Consider the following 15,232-nt stretch of genomic DNA (forward strand, 5'->3'; position numbering starts at 1 on the left):
TGCTTTTTACAAAATTCACTCATCATACCAGAGGCAGACAGAGGCAGATAGCGCAGCGAGGCGAGAAAAAAGGGATCGCCGTTTTATTTTTATCATTTAAAAAAACGCGGCCTGCGCTCCTTCCCCGGCGCCATTTGCGTATACTTAGTGCGTAATTATGTGACGGGCAAGGAAATCTGTTGTGAAAATGTCGTATCGTCGCGCCCTTTGGCGCAATTTTTTAGGCCAGTCTCCCGACTGGTACAAACTGGCTCTGGTTATCTTCCTGGTAATTAACCCGCTTATCTTTATGGTGAGTCCTTTTGCCGCAGGCTGGTTGCTGGTGGCAGAGTTCATCTTTACCCTGGCCATGGCGCTGAAGTGTTACCCCCTGCTGCCGGGCGGCCTGCTGGCCTTCGAGGCGGTAGCAATAGGGATGACCAGTGCGGAACACGTGAGAGAAGAGCTGGCGTCCAACCTGGAAGTGCTCCTGCTGCTGATGTTTATGGTGGCCGGGATCTACTTTATGAAGCAGCTGCTGCTGTTCATTTTTACCCGCCTGCTGTTGAGCATCCCCTCAAAAAGGCTGCTGTCGCTGGCCTTCTGTCTGGCGGCCGCTTTTTTATCGGCCTTCCTCGATGCATTGACCGTGGTGGCAGTGGTGATCAGCGTCGCCGTCGGCTTTTACGGGATTTATCACCGGGTGGCTTCTTCCCAGCCGGCATCGGGCATGCAGGATGACAGTCAGGTTGATGCCCACCAGCGCGACGTGCTGGAGCAGTTTCGCGCCTTTCTGCGCAGCCTGATGATGCATGCTGGCGTGGGGACTGCGCTGGGCGGCGTCATGACCATGGTCGGCGAGCCGCAGAACCTGATTATCGCCAAAGCTGCGGACTGGAATTTTATCGAATTTTTCCTGCGCGTTGCTCCCGTCAGCGTGCCGGTGCTGGTGTGCGGCCTGCTCACCTGCTGGCTGGTAGAGAAGTTCAGGTGGTTTGGTTACGGCACCCTGCTGCCGAATCAGGTGCGCGACGTGCTGCAACGCTTCGACGAAGAGAGCCGCAGCCAGCGTACCCGTCAGCAGCGGCTGGCGCTGATTTCCCAGGGCATCATTGGCGTCTGGCTGATTATCGCCCTGGCGTTTCATCTGGCGGAGGTGGGACTGATTGGTCTGTCGGTCATTATCCTGGCGACCACCTTCTCCGGCGTGACGGATGAACATGCCATCGGTAAAGCCTTTACCGAAGCGCTGCCGTTTACCGCGCTGCTGGCGGTCTTTTTCGCGGTAGTGGCGGTGATCGTCGATCAGCACCTGTTTGGGCCGATCATTAACTTCGTGCTACAGGCGGCTCCCGATGCCCAGCTGTCGCTGTTTTATCTGTTTAACGGCCTGCTGTCGGCCATCTCCGATAACGTCTTTGTCGGTTCGGTCTATATCAACGAGGCGAAAGCGGCGATGGAGAGTGGTATCATCGACCGGGAGCAGTTTGAACTGCTGGCGGTGGCGATCAACACCGGCACCAACCTGCCTTCCGTGGCCACGCCAAACGGTCAGGCGGCCTTCCTGTTCTTACTGACCTCCACCCTCGCCCCACTTATCCGCCTCTCTTATGGCCGGATGGTATGGATGGCACTGCCTTATAGCCTGGTGTTAACCGCTGTGGGTTTGCTGTGCGTCAAAATTACCCTCATTCCTTTTACCCAATGGATGCTGCAGGCAGGTATACTGGCGACGCATTAAATGAGTCGGCCGGGCGGTCATTGCCCGGCTGCACTTGTGCATGATAAGTATTCGATTACGTTATATTTTACGCGCTGAAGCTGGCGCGTAGATTGATTTCGTTTACACTGCGCTTTCTATACCTGCTCCAGGGAAATGATTATGTTGAAATTTTTGAACCAGTGCTCGCGCGGTCGCGGGGCGTGGTTGTTGTTGGCCCTGACCGCCTTCGTGTTAGAAATGGTGGCATTGTGGTTCCAGCACGTAATGCTGCTGAAGCCATGCGTACTCTGTATCTATGAACGCTGCGCGCTGTTTGGCGTCATGGGCGCGGGTCTGGTGGGCGCCATCGCCCCAAAAAGCCCGCTGCGCTATGGTGCCATTGCCATCTGGCTTTACAGTGCCGGTAAAGGCCTGCAACTGGCCTGGGAGCACACCATGATCCAGCTGCACCCGTCGCCGTTCCAGACCTGTGACTTTGCCGCCAGCTTTCCGAGCTGGTTGCCGCTGGACAAGTGGCTGCCGCAGGTCTTTGTGGCTACCGGTGACTGCGCCGTGCGTCAGTGGGAATTCCTGACCCTGGAGATGCCGCAGTGGCTGGTGGGCATTTTTGCCGCCTACCTGATCGTGGCGCTGCTGGTGCTGATTGCCCAGCCGTTTAAAGCGAAAAAACGCGATCTGTTTGGTCGTTGATGCCCGGCGGCGCTTCGCTTGCACGGGCCTACGGGTAAGCGCAGCGTCACCCGGCAAAAAAGCCGCACATTAAAAAACCCGCCTTGGCGGTTTTTTTATTATCAGCGGTTGGGATGATTCAGAATATGGTCTTCCCAGTCCCGCACCTCGGACTCTTTCACCGCGATATGACGCACGGAGATCCGCTCGCCGTGCATCGCCGCTTTTGAGCCGGTCAGCAGCGGGTGCCACGCCGGCAGATCTTTCCCTTCCGCCAGCAGGCGGTAGGCGCAGGTCGGGGGCAGCCATTCGAAGGTCGGCAGGTTATCCCGGGTCAGCTTGATGCAGTCCGGCTCCAGCTCGAAACGCCGCTCGTAGTTGCGGCACTGGCAGGTTTTGATATTCAGCTGATTACAGGCGACATTGGTGAAATAGATTTCGTCCGAGTCTTCATCCATCAGCTTATGCAGGCAGCACTGCCCGCAACCATCGCACAGCGATTCCCACTCGGCGTCGGTCATGTTGTCGAGAGTTTTGCTTTGCCAGAAAGGGATTTCGCTCATAAGGATGTCCACACGTCAAAATAAAGCGCACCTTATAACCAGTCTGGCACCTCGATGCAAGTTTTGCCGCCCGAAAAGCGCGGCAAGCGAGGATTACAGTACGCGTGTTTTCAGTGACAGACCGTTGACGGATAGGTCCAGCTCATCGCCACTGTGCAGCGGCCCCACCCCTTCCGGGGTGCCGGTGAGGATCACATCGCCCGGTTTCAGGGTGAAGTAACGGCTCATATAGGCAATCAGCGGCACAATCTTATGGATCATGTCAGAGGTAGAGCCCTGCTGACGCACTTCGCCGTTAATTTTCAGGCTCAGGGTCGTATTCTGCGGATCGTCCTGGAACTCCGCCGCCGGTACAAACCCGGAGATGGGGCAGGAATTATCAAAACCTTTGGCTTTCTCCCACGGCTGGCCCGCTTTTTTCATTTTGCCCTGCACCTCGCGCAGGGTGAGATCCAGCGCCACACCATAACCGGCAATCGCCTTCTGCACATGATCTTCAGAGGCCTGGCGCAGCGTGGCGCCAATCAGCACCGCCAGCTCCACTTCGTGGTGCACCGACCCCAGCCCCTGCGGGATCACCAGCGGCTGGCGGATATCGCAGAGTGCGGTTTCGGGTTTAATAAACAGCACCGGCTCGTCCGGAACTGCACTGCCCATTTCCTGAATATGCTTTGCGTAATTACTGCCCACACAGACGACTTTACTGACCGGATAATCCAGCAAGGCGCCTTGCCAGTTATGATGCTGATACATAATGAGCCCCTAAAGGTTAATGTAACGCTGACAGATTAATCTCAAACTATTTTTTCCCCAGCGCCTCAAGATGCTGTTTGAGTAAATTCTCTTGCGGCGGAGGGAGTTGTAAATAATAGCCCTGTTCGGCTAACGCGCTTTTTACTTTTTCCAGATCGGCGTTCTTCAGCTGCTTACGCCCGTCAAGCGGCATGAGCATCACCAGTTGCGGCTTACCGAAGCTCTTCATCAGCGCCTCAGGCACACGGGAAAAATCGTCTTTTTTTTCGACATAAAGATAGGTCTGGTCGCGCTGGGTACTTCTGTAGATCACACAAAACATATATTTACTCAGAATTAACGGGGAGGGTGACTTGCCTCAATATAATTGTGACTATAACATGCCTGATACTCTTCGGAATATCACGACGCACACGCCGTGGTAAAAAGCAAATTGAGTAAGGCCAGGATGTCAAACACGCCAATCGAGCTTAAAGGCAGTAGCTTCACCTTATCAGTGGTTCATTTGCATGAAGCAAAACCCGAGGTTATTCGTCAGGCGTTAGAAGACAAAATCGCCCAGGCGCCCGCATTTCTGAAACATGCGCCCGTCGTCATTAACGTCAGCGATCTTGAAGCGCCGATTAACTGGCAGCAGCTGCAACAGGCGGTCTTAGCCACCGGGCTGCGGATTGTCGGCATCAGCGGCTGTAAAGATCCTGAACTGAAAGCCGAAATCGACGAGGCGGGTCTTCCGCTGCTCACCGAAGGTAAAGATAAAGCCCCGCGCGCAGAGCCCCCTGCCCCGCCTGAACTTCCTGTTACACCCGCCACAAAAACGCGTTTGATCGACCTGCCGGTACGTTCCGGGCAGCGTATTTATGCGCCAAATTGTGACCTTATTGTAACAAACCACGTCAGCGCAGGAGCGGAGCTTATTGCCGATGGCAATATTCATATCTATGGCTCAATGCGAGGCCGGGCGCTGGCAGGCGCCAGTGGCGATCGCGATGCGCAAATTTTTTGTACCCACCTGGAGGCGGAGCTGGTCTCCATCGCAGGTGTTTACTGGCTGAGCGATAACATCCCGGCCGAATTTTCTGGCAAAGCAGCGCGTTTGCGTCTGGCAGACAACGCTTTGACCGTTCAACCGTTGAATTGATCCCTTTTTAACAAGGAATTTCTATGGCACGCATTATTGTTGTTACTTCGGGTAAAGGAGGCGTTGGCAAGACCACCTCCAGCGCGGCCATCGCTACTGGTTTGGCCCAGAAGGGAAAGAAAACTGTCGTTATCGACTTTGATATCGGCCTGCGTAACCTTGACCTGATTATGGGTTGTGAACGCCGCGTGGTTTACGACTTTGTAAACGTGATTCAGGGTGATGCCACGCTGAATCAGGCAATGATTAAAGATAAGCGTACCGACAATCTCTATATTCTTCCCGCTTCCCAGACGCGCGACAAAGACGCGCTGACCCGTGAAGGCGTGGAAAAAGTGCTCGATGAGCTGAACAAGATGGACTTCGATTTCGTGATCTGCGATTCACCTGCGGGCATCGAAACCGGTGCGCTGATGGCGCTCTACTTCGCCGATGAAGCGATCATCACCACCAACCCGGAAGTCTCATCCGTGCGCGACTCGGACCGTATTTTAGGTATCCTTGCCTCAAAATCCCGTCGAGCGGAAAATGGTCAGGAACCGATCAAAGAGCACCTGCTGCTGACCCGCTATAATCCGGGTCGTGTCAGCAAAGGTGATATGCTGAGTATGGAAGACGTGCTGGAGATCCTGCGCATCAAACTGGTTGGCGTTATCCCGGAAGATCAATCCGTGCTGCGCGCCTCTAACCAGGGTGAACCGGTTATCCTCGACGCCAACGCAGACGCGGGTAAAGCGTATGCGGACACTGTGGATCGTCTGCTCGGAGAAGAACGTCCTTTCCGCTTCATTGAAGAAGAGAAGAAAGGTTTCCTCAAACGCCTGTTCGGAGGATAAGTTATGGCATTACTGGACTTTTTTCTCTCGCGGAAAAAAAACACCGCCAACATCGCTAAAGAACGACTTCAGATCATCGTGGCGGAACGTCGCCGCAGCGACGCTGAACCGCACTACCTGCCGCAGCTGCGCAAAGACATCCTGGAAGTGATCTGCAAATACGTGCAGATCGACCCGGAAATGGTCACCGTGCAGCTGGAGCAAAAAGACGGAGATATCTCGATTCTGGAGCTCAACGTCACCCTGCCGGAAGCGGAAGAGTCGCGTTCATAAACGTGCGTATTGCCGGGCGGCACGTCGTTTGCCCGGCCTACGGTTTGTCGTTTTGTAGCCCCGGCAAGCGCAGCGCCGCCGGGGGTTACAGATCGCGCTTACTGCGGATACTCTTCCAGTAACGCATTCAGGCGATCGGCCATCAATTCCCCGCGCCATCCGGCAATCAGTTCCGGCGTGCCGTTTTGCGGTTTCAGCTTCCAGTGCGCGTTCAGCAGCTGGTTGATCTGACGGCGTGAGGCCAGCAGCTCGGCGCTGACTTTGCTCTCTGACGCCACCTCCTGCACCAGGGCCTTGATCGCCTTAAATGCTTTGCGATACCCTGGCATATCCATCAGATTCAGCAGCGGCTCCGGCAGCGCCTCATCCGGCAGTTGCTGAGCTTTCGCCACCAGCGCCAGCAGCGTTTTCCCGTGGAAACGGATCTCCGAACCCGAAAGCCCGATACTGTCCAGCTCGCCCATGCTGCCCGGCATGTACCGCGCCACGGCCCAGAGATGCTCCTCACGCACCACAAAATTCACCGCCAGGTCACGCTCACGCGCCTTACGCAGACGCCAGTCGGCCAGCAGTTGCAGACAGGCCAGCTGACGAGTGCGCAGCTGCCAGGCGTTGGTGATGTCGCGCCACGCCTCTTTCGGGTCGGCGATCTCCTGACGACGCTGCTGCGTCATCTGGCACTCATTCAGCGCCGCAGCCAGCCAGCCGGAGGCTTCGGCCTCTTTCATCAATTGACTGGCGATGGGCAGCAGGTAGAACACATCCGCCGCCGCGTAGTCGAGCTGACGTTCGGTCAGCGGACGCGCCAGCCAGTCGGTGCGGGATTCGCTCTTGTCGATGACAAGGCCGGTATACTCTTCCACCATGGCAGCAAAGCCCCATGATAGTGGACGACCCGCAAACGCGGCGAGGATCTGGGTATCAATCAGCGGCTGCGGCATGATGCCGAAGGTGTTGAGGAAAACTTCCAGATCTTCACTGCCGGCATGCAGATATTTGGTGATGGCGGTGTCCAGCAGCAACTCACGCATCGGCGTCCAGTCGGTGATCCCCAGCGGATCGATAAGCGATACCCGTTTGCCGTCATACAGTTGGATGAGACCCAGCTGCGGGTAGTAAGTGCGGGTACGAACAAACTCGGTGTCCAGCGCGATGGCGGATGCATCGCGGGTGAGATCGCACAGCGAAGCCAGTTCGTCGTTGGTGGTGATCATCTGGTAATTCAAATCATTTTCTCTATGGTTTGCGCCCATAAAAAAACGCTGGCCAGGCCAGCGTTTCTGGGTGACTAACACGAAGCTCAGCCTTTATTGTCTACTTTGGCGCGCGCTTCGTCACGTAATTCTCGTCGTAATATCTTCCCGACGTTCGATTTTGGCAGTTCGTCGCGAAACTCCACCAGCTTCGGCACTTTGTAGCCGGTAAGATGGCGACGGCAGAAGGTGATCAGCGCGTCTTCGCTCAGGGCAGGATCTTTTTTCACCACAAAGATTTTTACCGTTTCGCCGCTGCTGCCTGCCGGTACCCCTACTGCGGCCACTTCCAGTACGCCGTTGTGCTGCATCACCACCTCTTCGATCTCGTTGGGATAGACGTTGAACCCGGAGACCAGGATCATATCTTTCTTACGATCGACGATGCGCAGGAAACCTTCGTCATCCATCACCGCGATGTCGCCGGTGTGCAGCCAGCCATCCTTGATGATTTCGTCGGTAGCGTCCGGGCGTTGCCAGTAACCCAGCATCACCTGCGGCCCTCTTACGCACAGCTCGCCAGGCTCGCCATGCGGCACTTCGTTATCGTCGTCATCCACCAGTTTAGCTTCGGTGGAGGGCACCGGCAGGCCAATGCTGCCGCTGTGATAGTCGATATCGTGCGGGTTTACGCTCACCAGCGGGGCGCACTCGGTCAGGCCATAGCCTTCAAGCAGGTACTGCCCGGTGAGCTTGACCCAGCGCTCGGCCACCGCCTGCTGCACCGGCATCCCGCCACCCGCTGACAGATGCAGGGTGGAGAAATCGAGCTGCTGGAACTCTTTATTATTGAGCAGCGCGTTAAACAGGGTGTTTACCCCGGTCATGGCGGTAAACGGATATTTCGCCAGCTCTTTCACCAGTCCCGGAATATCACGCGGGTTGGTGATTAGCACGTTCTGCCCGCCGAGTTCGATAAACAGCAGACAGTTCATGGTCAGGGCAAAAATGTGATACAGCGGCAGCGCAGTAATGACCAGCTCTTTGCCGCGATGCAGCAGCGGCCCGTAGGTGGCATTAACCTGTTCGAGGTTCGCCAGCATGTTGCGGTGGGTAAGCATCGCCCCTTTCGCCACGCCGGTTGTGCCGCCGGTATATTGCAGGAAGGCCAGATCCTGCGAGACGATCTCAGGCTTAACGTACTGCATCCGGTAGCCGGTGTGCAGCGCCTGGCGAAAAGAGATGGCATCCGGCAGGTGATATTTCGGCACCAGACGTTTGACATATTTGACGACGAAGTTAACCAGCGTCCCTTTGGCGGTGGAGAGCTGGTCGCCCATCCGCGTCAGGATGACGTGTTTGACCTGGGTCTTATCAACCACTTTTTCCAGCGTGTGGGCGAAGTTGGAGACAATCACAATCGCCGCGGCACCGCTGTCATTCAACTGATGTTCCAGCTCACGCGGAGTATAGAGCGGGTTGACGTTAACCACGATCATCCCGGCGCGCAGAATGCCGAACAGCGCCACCGGATACTGCAGCAGGTTGGGCATCATCAGCGCCACGCGATCGCCCTTCTGCAGGCCTAAGCCCTGTTGCAGATAGGCGGCAAAGGCCCGGCTGCGCTCTTCCAGTTTACGGAAGGTCATCACCTCGCCCATGTTCACAAACGCAGGCTGATCGGCGTAACGCGTTACGGAGTTTTCAAACAGTTCAACCAGGGATTGATAACGGTCAGGATTTATCTCTGCGGGAACATCCGCAGGATATCGGTTAAGCCAAACCTTCTTCACTACATCACCTCTGAAATGCGTGTTCGTCGTCATCACAACCCCGGTTAATAAACAAGTCGTTAACATAATATTAACTCAGCGTACCAGTTTATTTATTGTCCGGATTTAAGGTTGCGAAGCGCGTCACTATTTATTTTTCTTATTACCGTGGAAAAAACAAAACAGCGGACGGGCCGCTGTTTCTTAATTAAGAATAACAGTGACTTACTCTGTTACTATCGTTCGGACCTGAGCTGGACCGGGGCCATAGCCTGGCCATCCGCCGTAGCCGTAACCATAGCCATAACGCCATGGATGCGGTCCCCAGTACCAGGGGTCGGGTGGCGGCATCATCACCTGCTGCTGCACCCGCCAGCGTTTATAGCCGTTGGCCAGCATGGTCATGAATTTATAAGGCGTGTTGCCGACTTTACCCTGCTCTGCGCCGGTGATCGGTCCCACTACGGTGATCAGTTGTCCCCGGAAATCCACCGGATCGAGGAAGCCGTTAACATCGGCGTAGATACGGCCTCGTGAGGCTTCACCCAGCACCGGACGCGCACCGCTGTCGAGGGGAACGGTGGCAATCTCCAGACGGGTTTTCCCCTGCTGGTTGAGCACCTCCACGACTTTGCCGCCGAAACGCGCTTCCTGACCCACGTAGAGTTCCGGGGCGTTCATCACCCGGACCAGATCCTGCTGCGGCGTGGGGCTGCTGCCCTGGATGGCATCAGGTACGGAGATACATCCCGTTAACGCCAGGGCCAGCGCCCCGACGGTCAGCAGACGAACGACATATTTTTGAACCGCCATGATGCGACTCCTTTTTCTCAGGCTCTTATACTGAGATTCACTCCCGGCCCGGAAGTTTCTTCCACGCTACGGTGTTTCGCAAATAAACCGGCTCGGCTTTCTCCACCGCCACGGTTTGCCCTGCCTCCAGCATCTGACAAGCGATGGGCAGCATATCTTCTGCGGCAGGTAACAGGACAGTGCCGTCCACCAGGGTCAGACCGCTCTCCTTTGCCATGTCAGGCCAGGCTGGCCAGCCGGTCCCGACGGTCGCCCACTCACCGGAAAGCTGCTTCATGCGCTCACCTGCCGCTTCCGGCGTGAGCACCGCTTCGCTCTCTTCCCCGTGCCAGACGCCTTGCTCGTCACGGGTGTACTCCGCCCAGTAGACTTCGCCCATTCGGGCATCAATAGCCGCCAGCACGCGGGTCGCACCGGTACGGCGCCACGCCCCCTGCGCCATGGTCGCCAGGGTCGAGACGCCAATCATCGGCAGTTCAGCGCCCAGCGCCAGCCCCTGGGCAATGCCGATACCGATGCGAACGCCGGTAAAGCTGCCCGGACCACGGCCATAGGCCAGCGCATCGAGGTCGGTAAGAGAGGTATTGCCCTCGGTGAGGATCATCTTCACCAGAGGCAGGATACGTTGGGTGTGTTCCCGGGGGCACTCTTCGAAATGAGCAAAGGGAGTACCGTCATTCCACAGGGCAACGGAGCAGGCCTCCGTGGCGGTATCGATAGCCAGAATTCGCATGTATTGTCGCGCTCTCGCAGTGGTCAGTCACAAAAAGGGGCGCATTTTAGCACACCCACCAGCAAATTACTGCGTCTGCGACGCGGCAAGGAAACGCACGGCGCGATCGATATCCCGGGTACGTGGCGCCGGCGGCAGGCTGGCGATAAAGGTGGCGCCGTAAGGTCGCATGACCAGGCGGTTATCGCAGATCACCAGCACCCCGCGATCGTCCACGTCACGGATCAGGCGCCCCACTCCCTGCTTAAGAGTAATGACCGCATCCGGAAGCTGCACCTCATCAAACGGATCGCCTCCCCGCAGGCGGCAATCTTCCATCCGCGCCTTCAGCAACGGATCGTCCGGCGACGTAAAGGGCAGTTTGTCGATGATCACCAGCGACAGGGTATCGCCGCGCACGTCGACCCCTTCCCAGAAGCTACTCGTGGCCACCAGCAGGGCATTGCCGTGGCTGACAAACTGCTGCAGCAGCTGGCCTTTGCTGGTTTCCCCCTGCAACAGTACCGGCAGCGTCATGGTGGCGCGGAACTGCTCCGCCAGATCGCGCATCATGGCGTGGGAGGTGCAGAGCATAAAGCAGCGACCATTGTTGGCCTCAATCATCGGCTTAAGCATCGCCGCCAGATGGCGGGCGGCGCCGGGCTGATTAGGCAGCGGCAGGTTGCGCGGCACGCAGAGCAGCGCCTGGGTGGCGTAATCAAACGGGCTCGGCAGCAGCAGGGATTTGGCCTCTGCGATGCCGAGACGTTCGGTGAAATGGTGCAGATCGTCGTTAACCGACAGCGTGGCGGAGGTAAAGATCCAGCTACCCGGCTTCTGCGCCATCACATCCTGGAACTTATCGGCCACGGTGAGCGGCGTCAGCGCGAGGGTGAAATGGCGCGAGTTGCATTCGTACCAGTAGCTGTAGCCGGGCTGGTTAAATTCTTTCAGCCGTTTCAGGCGCGCGCGGTAGAGCGTGGCGCGTTCAAAGGCGGCATCCAGCAGCGCCGAACGGCCGAGGGAGAGCTTCGCCACGTCGTAACAGAGCTCCAGAGCATCATCCAGCAGCAGCAGCGCGCGCTGAATATGCTGATCGGCCAGCAGTTCGCGCAGGTTGCCACGAAAACCCGGATCGCCAAGCTGCATGCGAAAATCCTGCGTACTCTGCGCCAGGCGGTCGGCGCACTTCTGTAGCTGCTGGGTATCTTTCAGTTCGGTGCGGTAGGCGATGGTAAAATCTTTCGCCAGATCCAGCAGCTGGCGGCTGGAGAGCGACTGGCCGAAATACTGGCTGGCGATATCGGGGAGCTGATGGGCTTCGTCGAAGATCAGCACCTCGGCTTCGGGGATCAGCTCGCCAAAACCGCTCTCTTTCACCACCATGTCCGCCAGGAAGAGGTGGTGGTTCACCACCACCACGTCGGCCTCCATCGCCGTTTTACGCGCTTTGACCACAAAACAGTCTTTATAGAGCGGACAGTCGCTGCCCAGACAGTTGTCGTTGGTGCTGGTGACCAGCGGCCAGGCAGGAGAGTCTTCGGCGACGCTGGCGCAGGTACTGATATCGCCATCCTGGGTCTGGTTGGCCCAGCTGCGCAGGATGATCACATCGCTGAGGGTCTGTACCGGCAGATCGCCGCCCGCCAGCGCCTGCTGTTCGAGCCGCTCAATACAGAGATAGTTGGAGCGCCCTTTCAGCAGGGCCAGACGGCCTTTATATTTCAGGGCTTTGGCGACGGTGGGCAGATCGCGGCTGTAGAGCTGATCCTGCAACGCTTTCGAACCGGTGGAGATGATCACCTTTTTCTTCGTGCGCAGCGCTGGCGCCAGATAGGCGTACGTTTTACCGGTGCCGGTCCCCGCCTCTACCACCAGTGGCTGGGCGCTGTCGATCGCCTCGGCTACCGCGTGCGCCATCTGGCGCTGCGGTTCGCGCGGCTTGAAGCCGGGAATTGCCTTTGCTAACTGTCCGTCTGCTGCGAAATCGTCTGCCACTCTGCCCCCTGTAATTTTGCACAGGGATTATGTCAGGCCGATCGTCCTGGCGCCAGTCGAGAGTGACGCAGGCAAAACAATATGGCAGTCTTGCCCGCAGAAAGTCACCATAACGAGGAAACGTGTATGACAATTGTGCGCATTGATGCCGAAGCCCGCTGGTCAGATGTAGTGATCCACAACCAGACCCTCTACTACACCGGCGTACCGGAAAACCTGGATGCCGACGCCTATGAGCAGACCGCCAATACCCTGGCGCAGATTGACGCAGTGCTGGAAAAACAGGGCAGCGACAAATCCCGCATTCTGGATGCGACCATTTTCCTTGCCAGTAAAGAGGATTTTGCGGCGATGAACAAAGCCTGGGACGAGTGGGTGGTGGCGGGTCACGCGCCTGTCCGCTGCACGGTACAGGCGACGCTGATGAAGCCGCAGTATAAGGTTGAGATTAAGATTATCGCTGCGGTGTAAGGGCGTTACTCCTCTTCATCATCCTCAAAACGCGCCACGATCCGCTCGCCGGTATGGGTGGCGCGAAGCTCTTCTGCCACCTGAGAAATTGCCTGCCCGCTGCTCATCCCCTGGGACATCAGCTCCTGTATGCGCTCGACGGCCTTTTGCTGCTGCTCGTGGTTCAGTGAAGGTAAACCTGCAAACATTGTCAACTCCTGCTAAATTATTGGCGCTAATTATTTCACGCTGCCCGGTTGTTTACCACCCATGAACTCGCTATCCCCCACTGTTATGACATTACCGTGGCGTCCTGACGCCGCAGAATTCTGGTTTGCTCCGCTCAGCCATCTGCCGTGGGCCATGCTGCTGCACTCGGGCCATGCGGATCACCCCTACAGTCGCTTTGACATTCTGGTCGCTGACCCGCGCAGCACACTGGTGACGCACGGAGCGGATACGATGATCGACGGGGTTCATTCTGACGCCTGCCCGCTGAGTTTGTTGCAGCAGGCCCTTGATGAGATGGGCCTGCCCTGCACGCCTGACCCGGACCTCCCCTTCCAGGGCGGCGCGCTGGGGCTGTTCGGCTATGACCTTGGCCGCCGCTTCGAAAAGCTGCCGGAACGGGCCTTGCGTGATATCACCCTGGCGGATATGGCGGTGGGCCTGTATGACTGGGCGATAATCGTCGATCACCACAAAGAGCGGGTGTCGCTGGTCTGTCATGGCGATGCACAGGCGCGGCTGGCCTGGCTTGAAGCACAGCGCCCCCCTGAGAACGTACCTGCATTCCGGCTGACCTCCGGCTGGCAGGCCAATATGACCGCGGCGGAGTACCAGGAAAAATTTGAGCGCGTGCAGGCCTTCCTGCACAGCGGCGACTGCTATCAGGTGAATCTGGCCCAGCGTTTCCAGGCCCGCTACGAGGGCGACGAATGGCAGGCGTTTACCCGGCTGAACGCCAACAACCGCGCCCCCTTCAGCGCCTTTTTGCGTCTTGAAGAGGGGGCGATCCTGAGCCTCTCCCCGGAGCGTTTTATTCATCTGGCGGAAGGCACCATTCAGACCCGCCCGATCAAAGGCACTCTGCCGCGCCTGGCGGATGCCGAGGCGGATCGCCAGCAGGCGGAGAAGCTCGCCGCCTCGCCGAAAGACAGAGCCGAGAATCTGATGATTGTCGATCTGATGCGCAATGATATTGGCCGGGTGGCGGAGCCGGGAAGCGTGCGGGTGCCGGAGCTGTTCGTGGTGGAGCCCTTCCCGGCCGTGCATCACCTGGTGAGCACCATCACCGCCCGCCTGCCGCAAGCGCAGACCGCGTGCGATCTGCTGCGCGCCGCGTTTCCCGGCGGGTCGATCACCGGCGCGCCAAAAGTGCGGGCGATGGAGATCATCGACGAACTGGAGCCGCATCGCCGGAACGCATGGTGCGGCAGCATCGGCTATATCAGCCTCTGCGGCGGCATGGATACCAGCATCACCATTCGAACCCTGACGGCGGTGGAGGGGCAGCTCTACTGTTCCGCAGGCGGTGGCATTGTGGCTGACAGCCAGGCCGGGGCGGAATATCAGGAAACGTTTGATAAAGTGAATCGTATTCTGCAACAACTGGAGTGCTAACTGGTGAATATCGACGATCTGACCCTCGACCATTTTTTATCGCGTTTTCAGCTGTTGCGCCCGCAGGTGAACAGCACGTCGCTGAACCAGCGTCAGGCGGCAGTGTTGATCCCGGTGGTGCGCCGGGAGCAGCCGGGCCTGCTGTTGACCCGGCGCTCGGCGAAGCTGCGTAAACATGCCGGTCAGGTGGCCTTTCCCGGCGGCGCGGTAGACAGCACCGACGCCTCATTAATTGCCGCCGCCCTGCGTGAAGCCGAAGAAGAGGTGGCGATCCCGCCGCACAAGGTCGAGGTGATTGGCGTCCTGCCGCCGGTGGACAGCGTCACCGGTTTTCAGGTTACGCCGGTGGTGGGGATTATTCCGCCGGATCTGCACTATCACGCCAGCGAGGACGAAGTGGAGTCGGTCTTTGAAATGCCGCTGGCGGAAGCCCTGCGTCTGGGCCGTTATCATCCGCTCGATATTCATCGCCGTGGCCACGATCATCGGGTGTGGCTCTCCTGGTATGAGCATTATTTTGTCTGGGGCATGACGGCGGGAATAATTCGTGAGCTGGCGCTGCAGATCGGCCTGAAACCTTGACTATACTTTACATTCGCCTCTTTTTTGCGCCTTTGCGATCGGCCTCCCGCTATTAGTTTATCAGGCGTTAATCATTAGTTTAATTCATGTGAATAGTTAAGCTGACGACAGGGTTCCCTCTTACACTATGCGAAGTTATTACATCGTTACTG

17 protein-coding genes are annotated in these 15,232 nt (G+C 57.5%); 8 read left to right on the top strand and 9 right to left on the bottom strand.

The genetic code is table 11. The features are described 5' to 3' along the window. Positions 1 to 181: 181 nt before the first annotated feature. Together nhaB and dsbB are read left to right on the top strand one after the other, a co-directional pair. Entirely contained in the window at positions 182 to 1,720 is a 1,539-nt protein-coding gene (gene nhaB, locus C2U54_RS18630) for a sodium/proton antiporter NhaB (protein WP_103180005.1), read from the top strand. Positions 1,721 to 1,861: 141 nt separating this feature from the next. Beyond that, positions 1,862 to 2,392, top strand: a complete 531-nt coding sequence (gene dsbB / locus C2U54_RS18635) for a disulfide bond formation protein DsbB (RefSeq protein WP_103180006.1) — start codon at positions 1,862 to 1,864, stop codon at positions 2,390 to 2,392. Between the two features lie 101 nt (positions 2,393 to 2,493). Here the strand turns inward: dsbB and C2U54_RS18640 are convergent, their stop codons facing one another. The 3 genes from C2U54_RS18640 to C2U54_RS18650 form a co-directional block, all read right to left on the bottom strand. Continuing rightward, on the bottom strand, positions 2,494 to 2,934 hold the full coding sequence (locus tag C2U54_RS18640; protein ID WP_103180007.1) for a YcgN family cysteine cluster protein: 441 nt from the start codon (positions 2,932 to 2,934) through the stop codon (positions 2,494 to 2,496). Positions 2,935 to 3,027: 93 nt separating this feature from the next. Beyond that, complete coding sequence (locus C2U54_RS18645) at positions 3,028 to 3,687, bottom strand: fumarylacetoacetate hydrolase family protein (RefSeq protein ID WP_103180008.1); 660 nt, start codon at positions 3,685 to 3,687, stop codon at positions 3,028 to 3,030. Between the two features lie 46 nt (positions 3,688 to 3,733). Continuing rightward, entirely contained in the window at positions 3,734 to 4,009 is a 276-nt protein-coding gene (locus C2U54_RS18650; RefSeq protein ID WP_103180009.1) for a YcgL domain-containing protein, read from the bottom strand. 126 nt (positions 4,010 to 4,135) lie between these two features. Here C2U54_RS18650 and minC point away from each other — a divergent pair, with 126 nt between their 5' ends. From minC to minE, 3 genes are read left to right on the top strand one after another with little or no spacing between them, the layout of a single operon-like run. Then, the gene (minC, locus tag C2U54_RS18655; protein WP_103180010.1) at positions 4,136 to 4,828 is read left to right on the top strand and encodes a septum site-determining protein MinC; all 693 of its coding nucleotides are present in this window, start codon (positions 4,136 to 4,138) and stop codon (positions 4,826 to 4,828) included. 23 nt (positions 4,829 to 4,851) lie between these two features. Then, the gene (gene minD / locus C2U54_RS18660; RefSeq protein ID WP_103180011.1) at positions 4,852 to 5,664 is read left to right on the top strand and encodes a septum site-determining protein MinD; all 813 of its coding nucleotides are present in this window, start codon (positions 4,852 to 4,854) and stop codon (positions 5,662 to 5,664) included. 3 nt (positions 5,665 to 5,667) lie between these two features. Next, the gene (gene minE / locus C2U54_RS18665) at positions 5,668 to 5,937 is read left to right on the top strand and encodes a cell division topological specificity factor MinE (RefSeq protein WP_103180012.1); all 270 of its coding nucleotides are present in this window, start codon (positions 5,668 to 5,670) and stop codon (positions 5,935 to 5,937) included. Between the two features lie 98 nt (positions 5,938 to 6,035). Here minE and rnd read toward each other — a convergent pair whose 3' ends face one another. From rnd to C2U54_RS18690, 5 genes are all read right to left on the bottom strand, one after another. Next, a complete protein-coding gene (rnd, locus tag C2U54_RS18670) occupies positions 6,036 to 7,163 on the bottom strand; it encodes a ribonuclease D (protein ID WP_103181100.1) in 1,128 nt (375 codons plus the stop codon). Between the two features lie 74 nt (positions 7,164 to 7,237). Then, a complete protein-coding gene (gene fadD, locus C2U54_RS18675) occupies positions 7,238 to 8,923 on the bottom strand; it encodes a long-chain-fatty-acid--CoA ligase FadD (RefSeq protein WP_139156349.1) in 1,686 nt (561 codons plus the stop codon). 204 nt (positions 8,924 to 9,127) lie between these two features. Then, complete coding sequence (locus C2U54_RS18680) at positions 9,128 to 9,715, bottom strand: Slp family lipoprotein (protein WP_103180014.1); 588 nt, start codon at positions 9,713 to 9,715, stop codon at positions 9,128 to 9,130. Between the two features lie 37 nt (positions 9,716 to 9,752). Continuing rightward, the gene (gene tsaB / locus C2U54_RS18685) at positions 9,753 to 10,448 is read right to left on the bottom strand and encodes a tRNA (adenosine(37)-N6)-threonylcarbamoyltransferase complex dimerization subunit type 1 TsaB (protein ID WP_103180015.1); all 696 of its coding nucleotides are present in this window, start codon (positions 10,446 to 10,448) and stop codon (positions 9,753 to 9,755) included. A gap of 66 nt (positions 10,449 to 10,514) precedes the next feature. Beyond that, positions 10,515 to 12,425: an ATP-dependent DNA helicase gene (locus C2U54_RS18690; RefSeq protein ID WP_103180016.1), complete on the bottom strand. Its 1,911-nt coding sequence runs from the start codon at positions 12,423 to 12,425 to the stop codon at positions 10,515 to 10,517. A gap of 126 nt (positions 12,426 to 12,551) precedes the next feature. Here C2U54_RS18690 and C2U54_RS18695 point away from each other — a divergent pair, with 126 nt between their 5' ends. Further along, positions 12,552 to 12,896 (top strand): RidA family protein, encoded by a 345-nt coding sequence (locus tag C2U54_RS18695; RefSeq protein WP_103180017.1) that lies wholly within the window; start codon positions 12,552 to 12,554, stop codon positions 12,894 to 12,896. Between the two features lie 5 nt (positions 12,897 to 12,901). On the opposite strand, the gene C2U54_RS18700 is transcribed toward C2U54_RS18695, so the two are convergent. After that, complete coding sequence (locus C2U54_RS18700) at positions 12,902 to 13,084, bottom strand: YoaH family protein (RefSeq protein WP_103180018.1); 183 nt, start codon at positions 13,082 to 13,084, stop codon at positions 12,902 to 12,904. A 61-nt stretch (positions 13,085 to 13,145) separates the two neighbouring features. Here C2U54_RS18700 and pabB point away from each other — a divergent pair, with 61 nt between their 5' ends. Beyond that, on the top strand, positions 13,146 to 14,498 hold the full coding sequence (pabB, locus tag C2U54_RS18705) for an aminodeoxychorismate synthase component 1 (RefSeq protein WP_103180019.1): 1,353 nt from the start codon (positions 13,146 to 13,148) through the stop codon (positions 14,496 to 14,498). Positions 14,499 to 14,501: 3 nt separating this feature from the next. Next, complete coding sequence (locus C2U54_RS18710) at positions 14,502 to 15,080, top strand: CoA pyrophosphatase (protein ID WP_103180020.1); 579 nt, start codon at positions 14,502 to 14,504, stop codon at positions 15,078 to 15,080. Positions 15,081 to 15,232: the final 152 nt, after the last annotated feature.

Origin of the sequence: Leclercia sp. LSNIH1 (genome assembly GCF_002902985.1) — a bacterium.
Lineage (GTDB): Bacteria > Pseudomonadota > Gammaproteobacteria > Enterobacterales > Enterobacteriaceae > Enterobacter.

Bases quoted from the DNA above. Each gene is read 5' to 3' on its own strand.
- dsbB (WP_103180006.1), top strand. From the start codon at position 1,862: ATGTTGAAATTTTTGAACCAGTGCTCGCGCGGTCGCGGGGCGTGGTTG.
- C2U54_RS18640 (WP_103180007.1), bottom strand. From the start codon at position 2,934: ATGAGCGAAATCCCTTTCTGGCAAAGCAAAACTCTCGACAACATGACC.
- C2U54_RS18645 (WP_103180008.1), bottom strand. From the start codon at position 3,687: ATGTATCAGCATCATAACTGGCAAGGCGCCTTGCTGGATTATCCGGTC.
- C2U54_RS18650 (WP_103180009.1), bottom strand. From the start codon at position 4,009: ATGTTTTGTGTGATCTACAGAAGTACCCAGCGCGACCAGACCTATCTT.
- minC (WP_103180010.1), top strand. From the start codon at position 4,136: ATGTCAAACACGCCAATCGAGCTTAAAGGCAGTAGCTTCACCTTATCA.
- minD (WP_103180011.1), top strand. From the start codon at position 4,852: ATGGCACGCATTATTGTTGTTACTTCGGGTAAAGGAGGCGTTGGCAAG.
- minE (WP_103180012.1), top strand. From the start codon at position 5,668: ATGGCATTACTGGACTTTTTTCTCTCGCGGAAAAAAAACACCGCCAAC.
- C2U54_RS18680 (WP_103180014.1), bottom strand. From the start codon at position 9,715: ATGGCGGTTCAAAAATATGTCGTTCGTCTGCTGACCGTCGGGGCGCTG.
- tsaB (WP_103180015.1), bottom strand. From the start codon at position 10,448: ATGCGAATTCTGGCTATCGATACCGCCACGGAGGCCTGCTCCGTTGCC.
- C2U54_RS18695 (WP_103180017.1), top strand. From the start codon at position 12,552: ATGACAATTGTGCGCATTGATGCCGAAGCCCGCTGGTCAGATGTAGTG.
- C2U54_RS18700 (WP_103180018.1), bottom strand. From the start codon at position 13,084: ATGTTTGCAGGTTTACCTTCACTGAACCACGAGCAGCAGCAAAAGGCC.
- pabB (WP_103180019.1), top strand. From the start codon at position 13,146: ATGAACTCGCTATCCCCCACTGTTATGACATTACCGTGGCGTCCTGAC.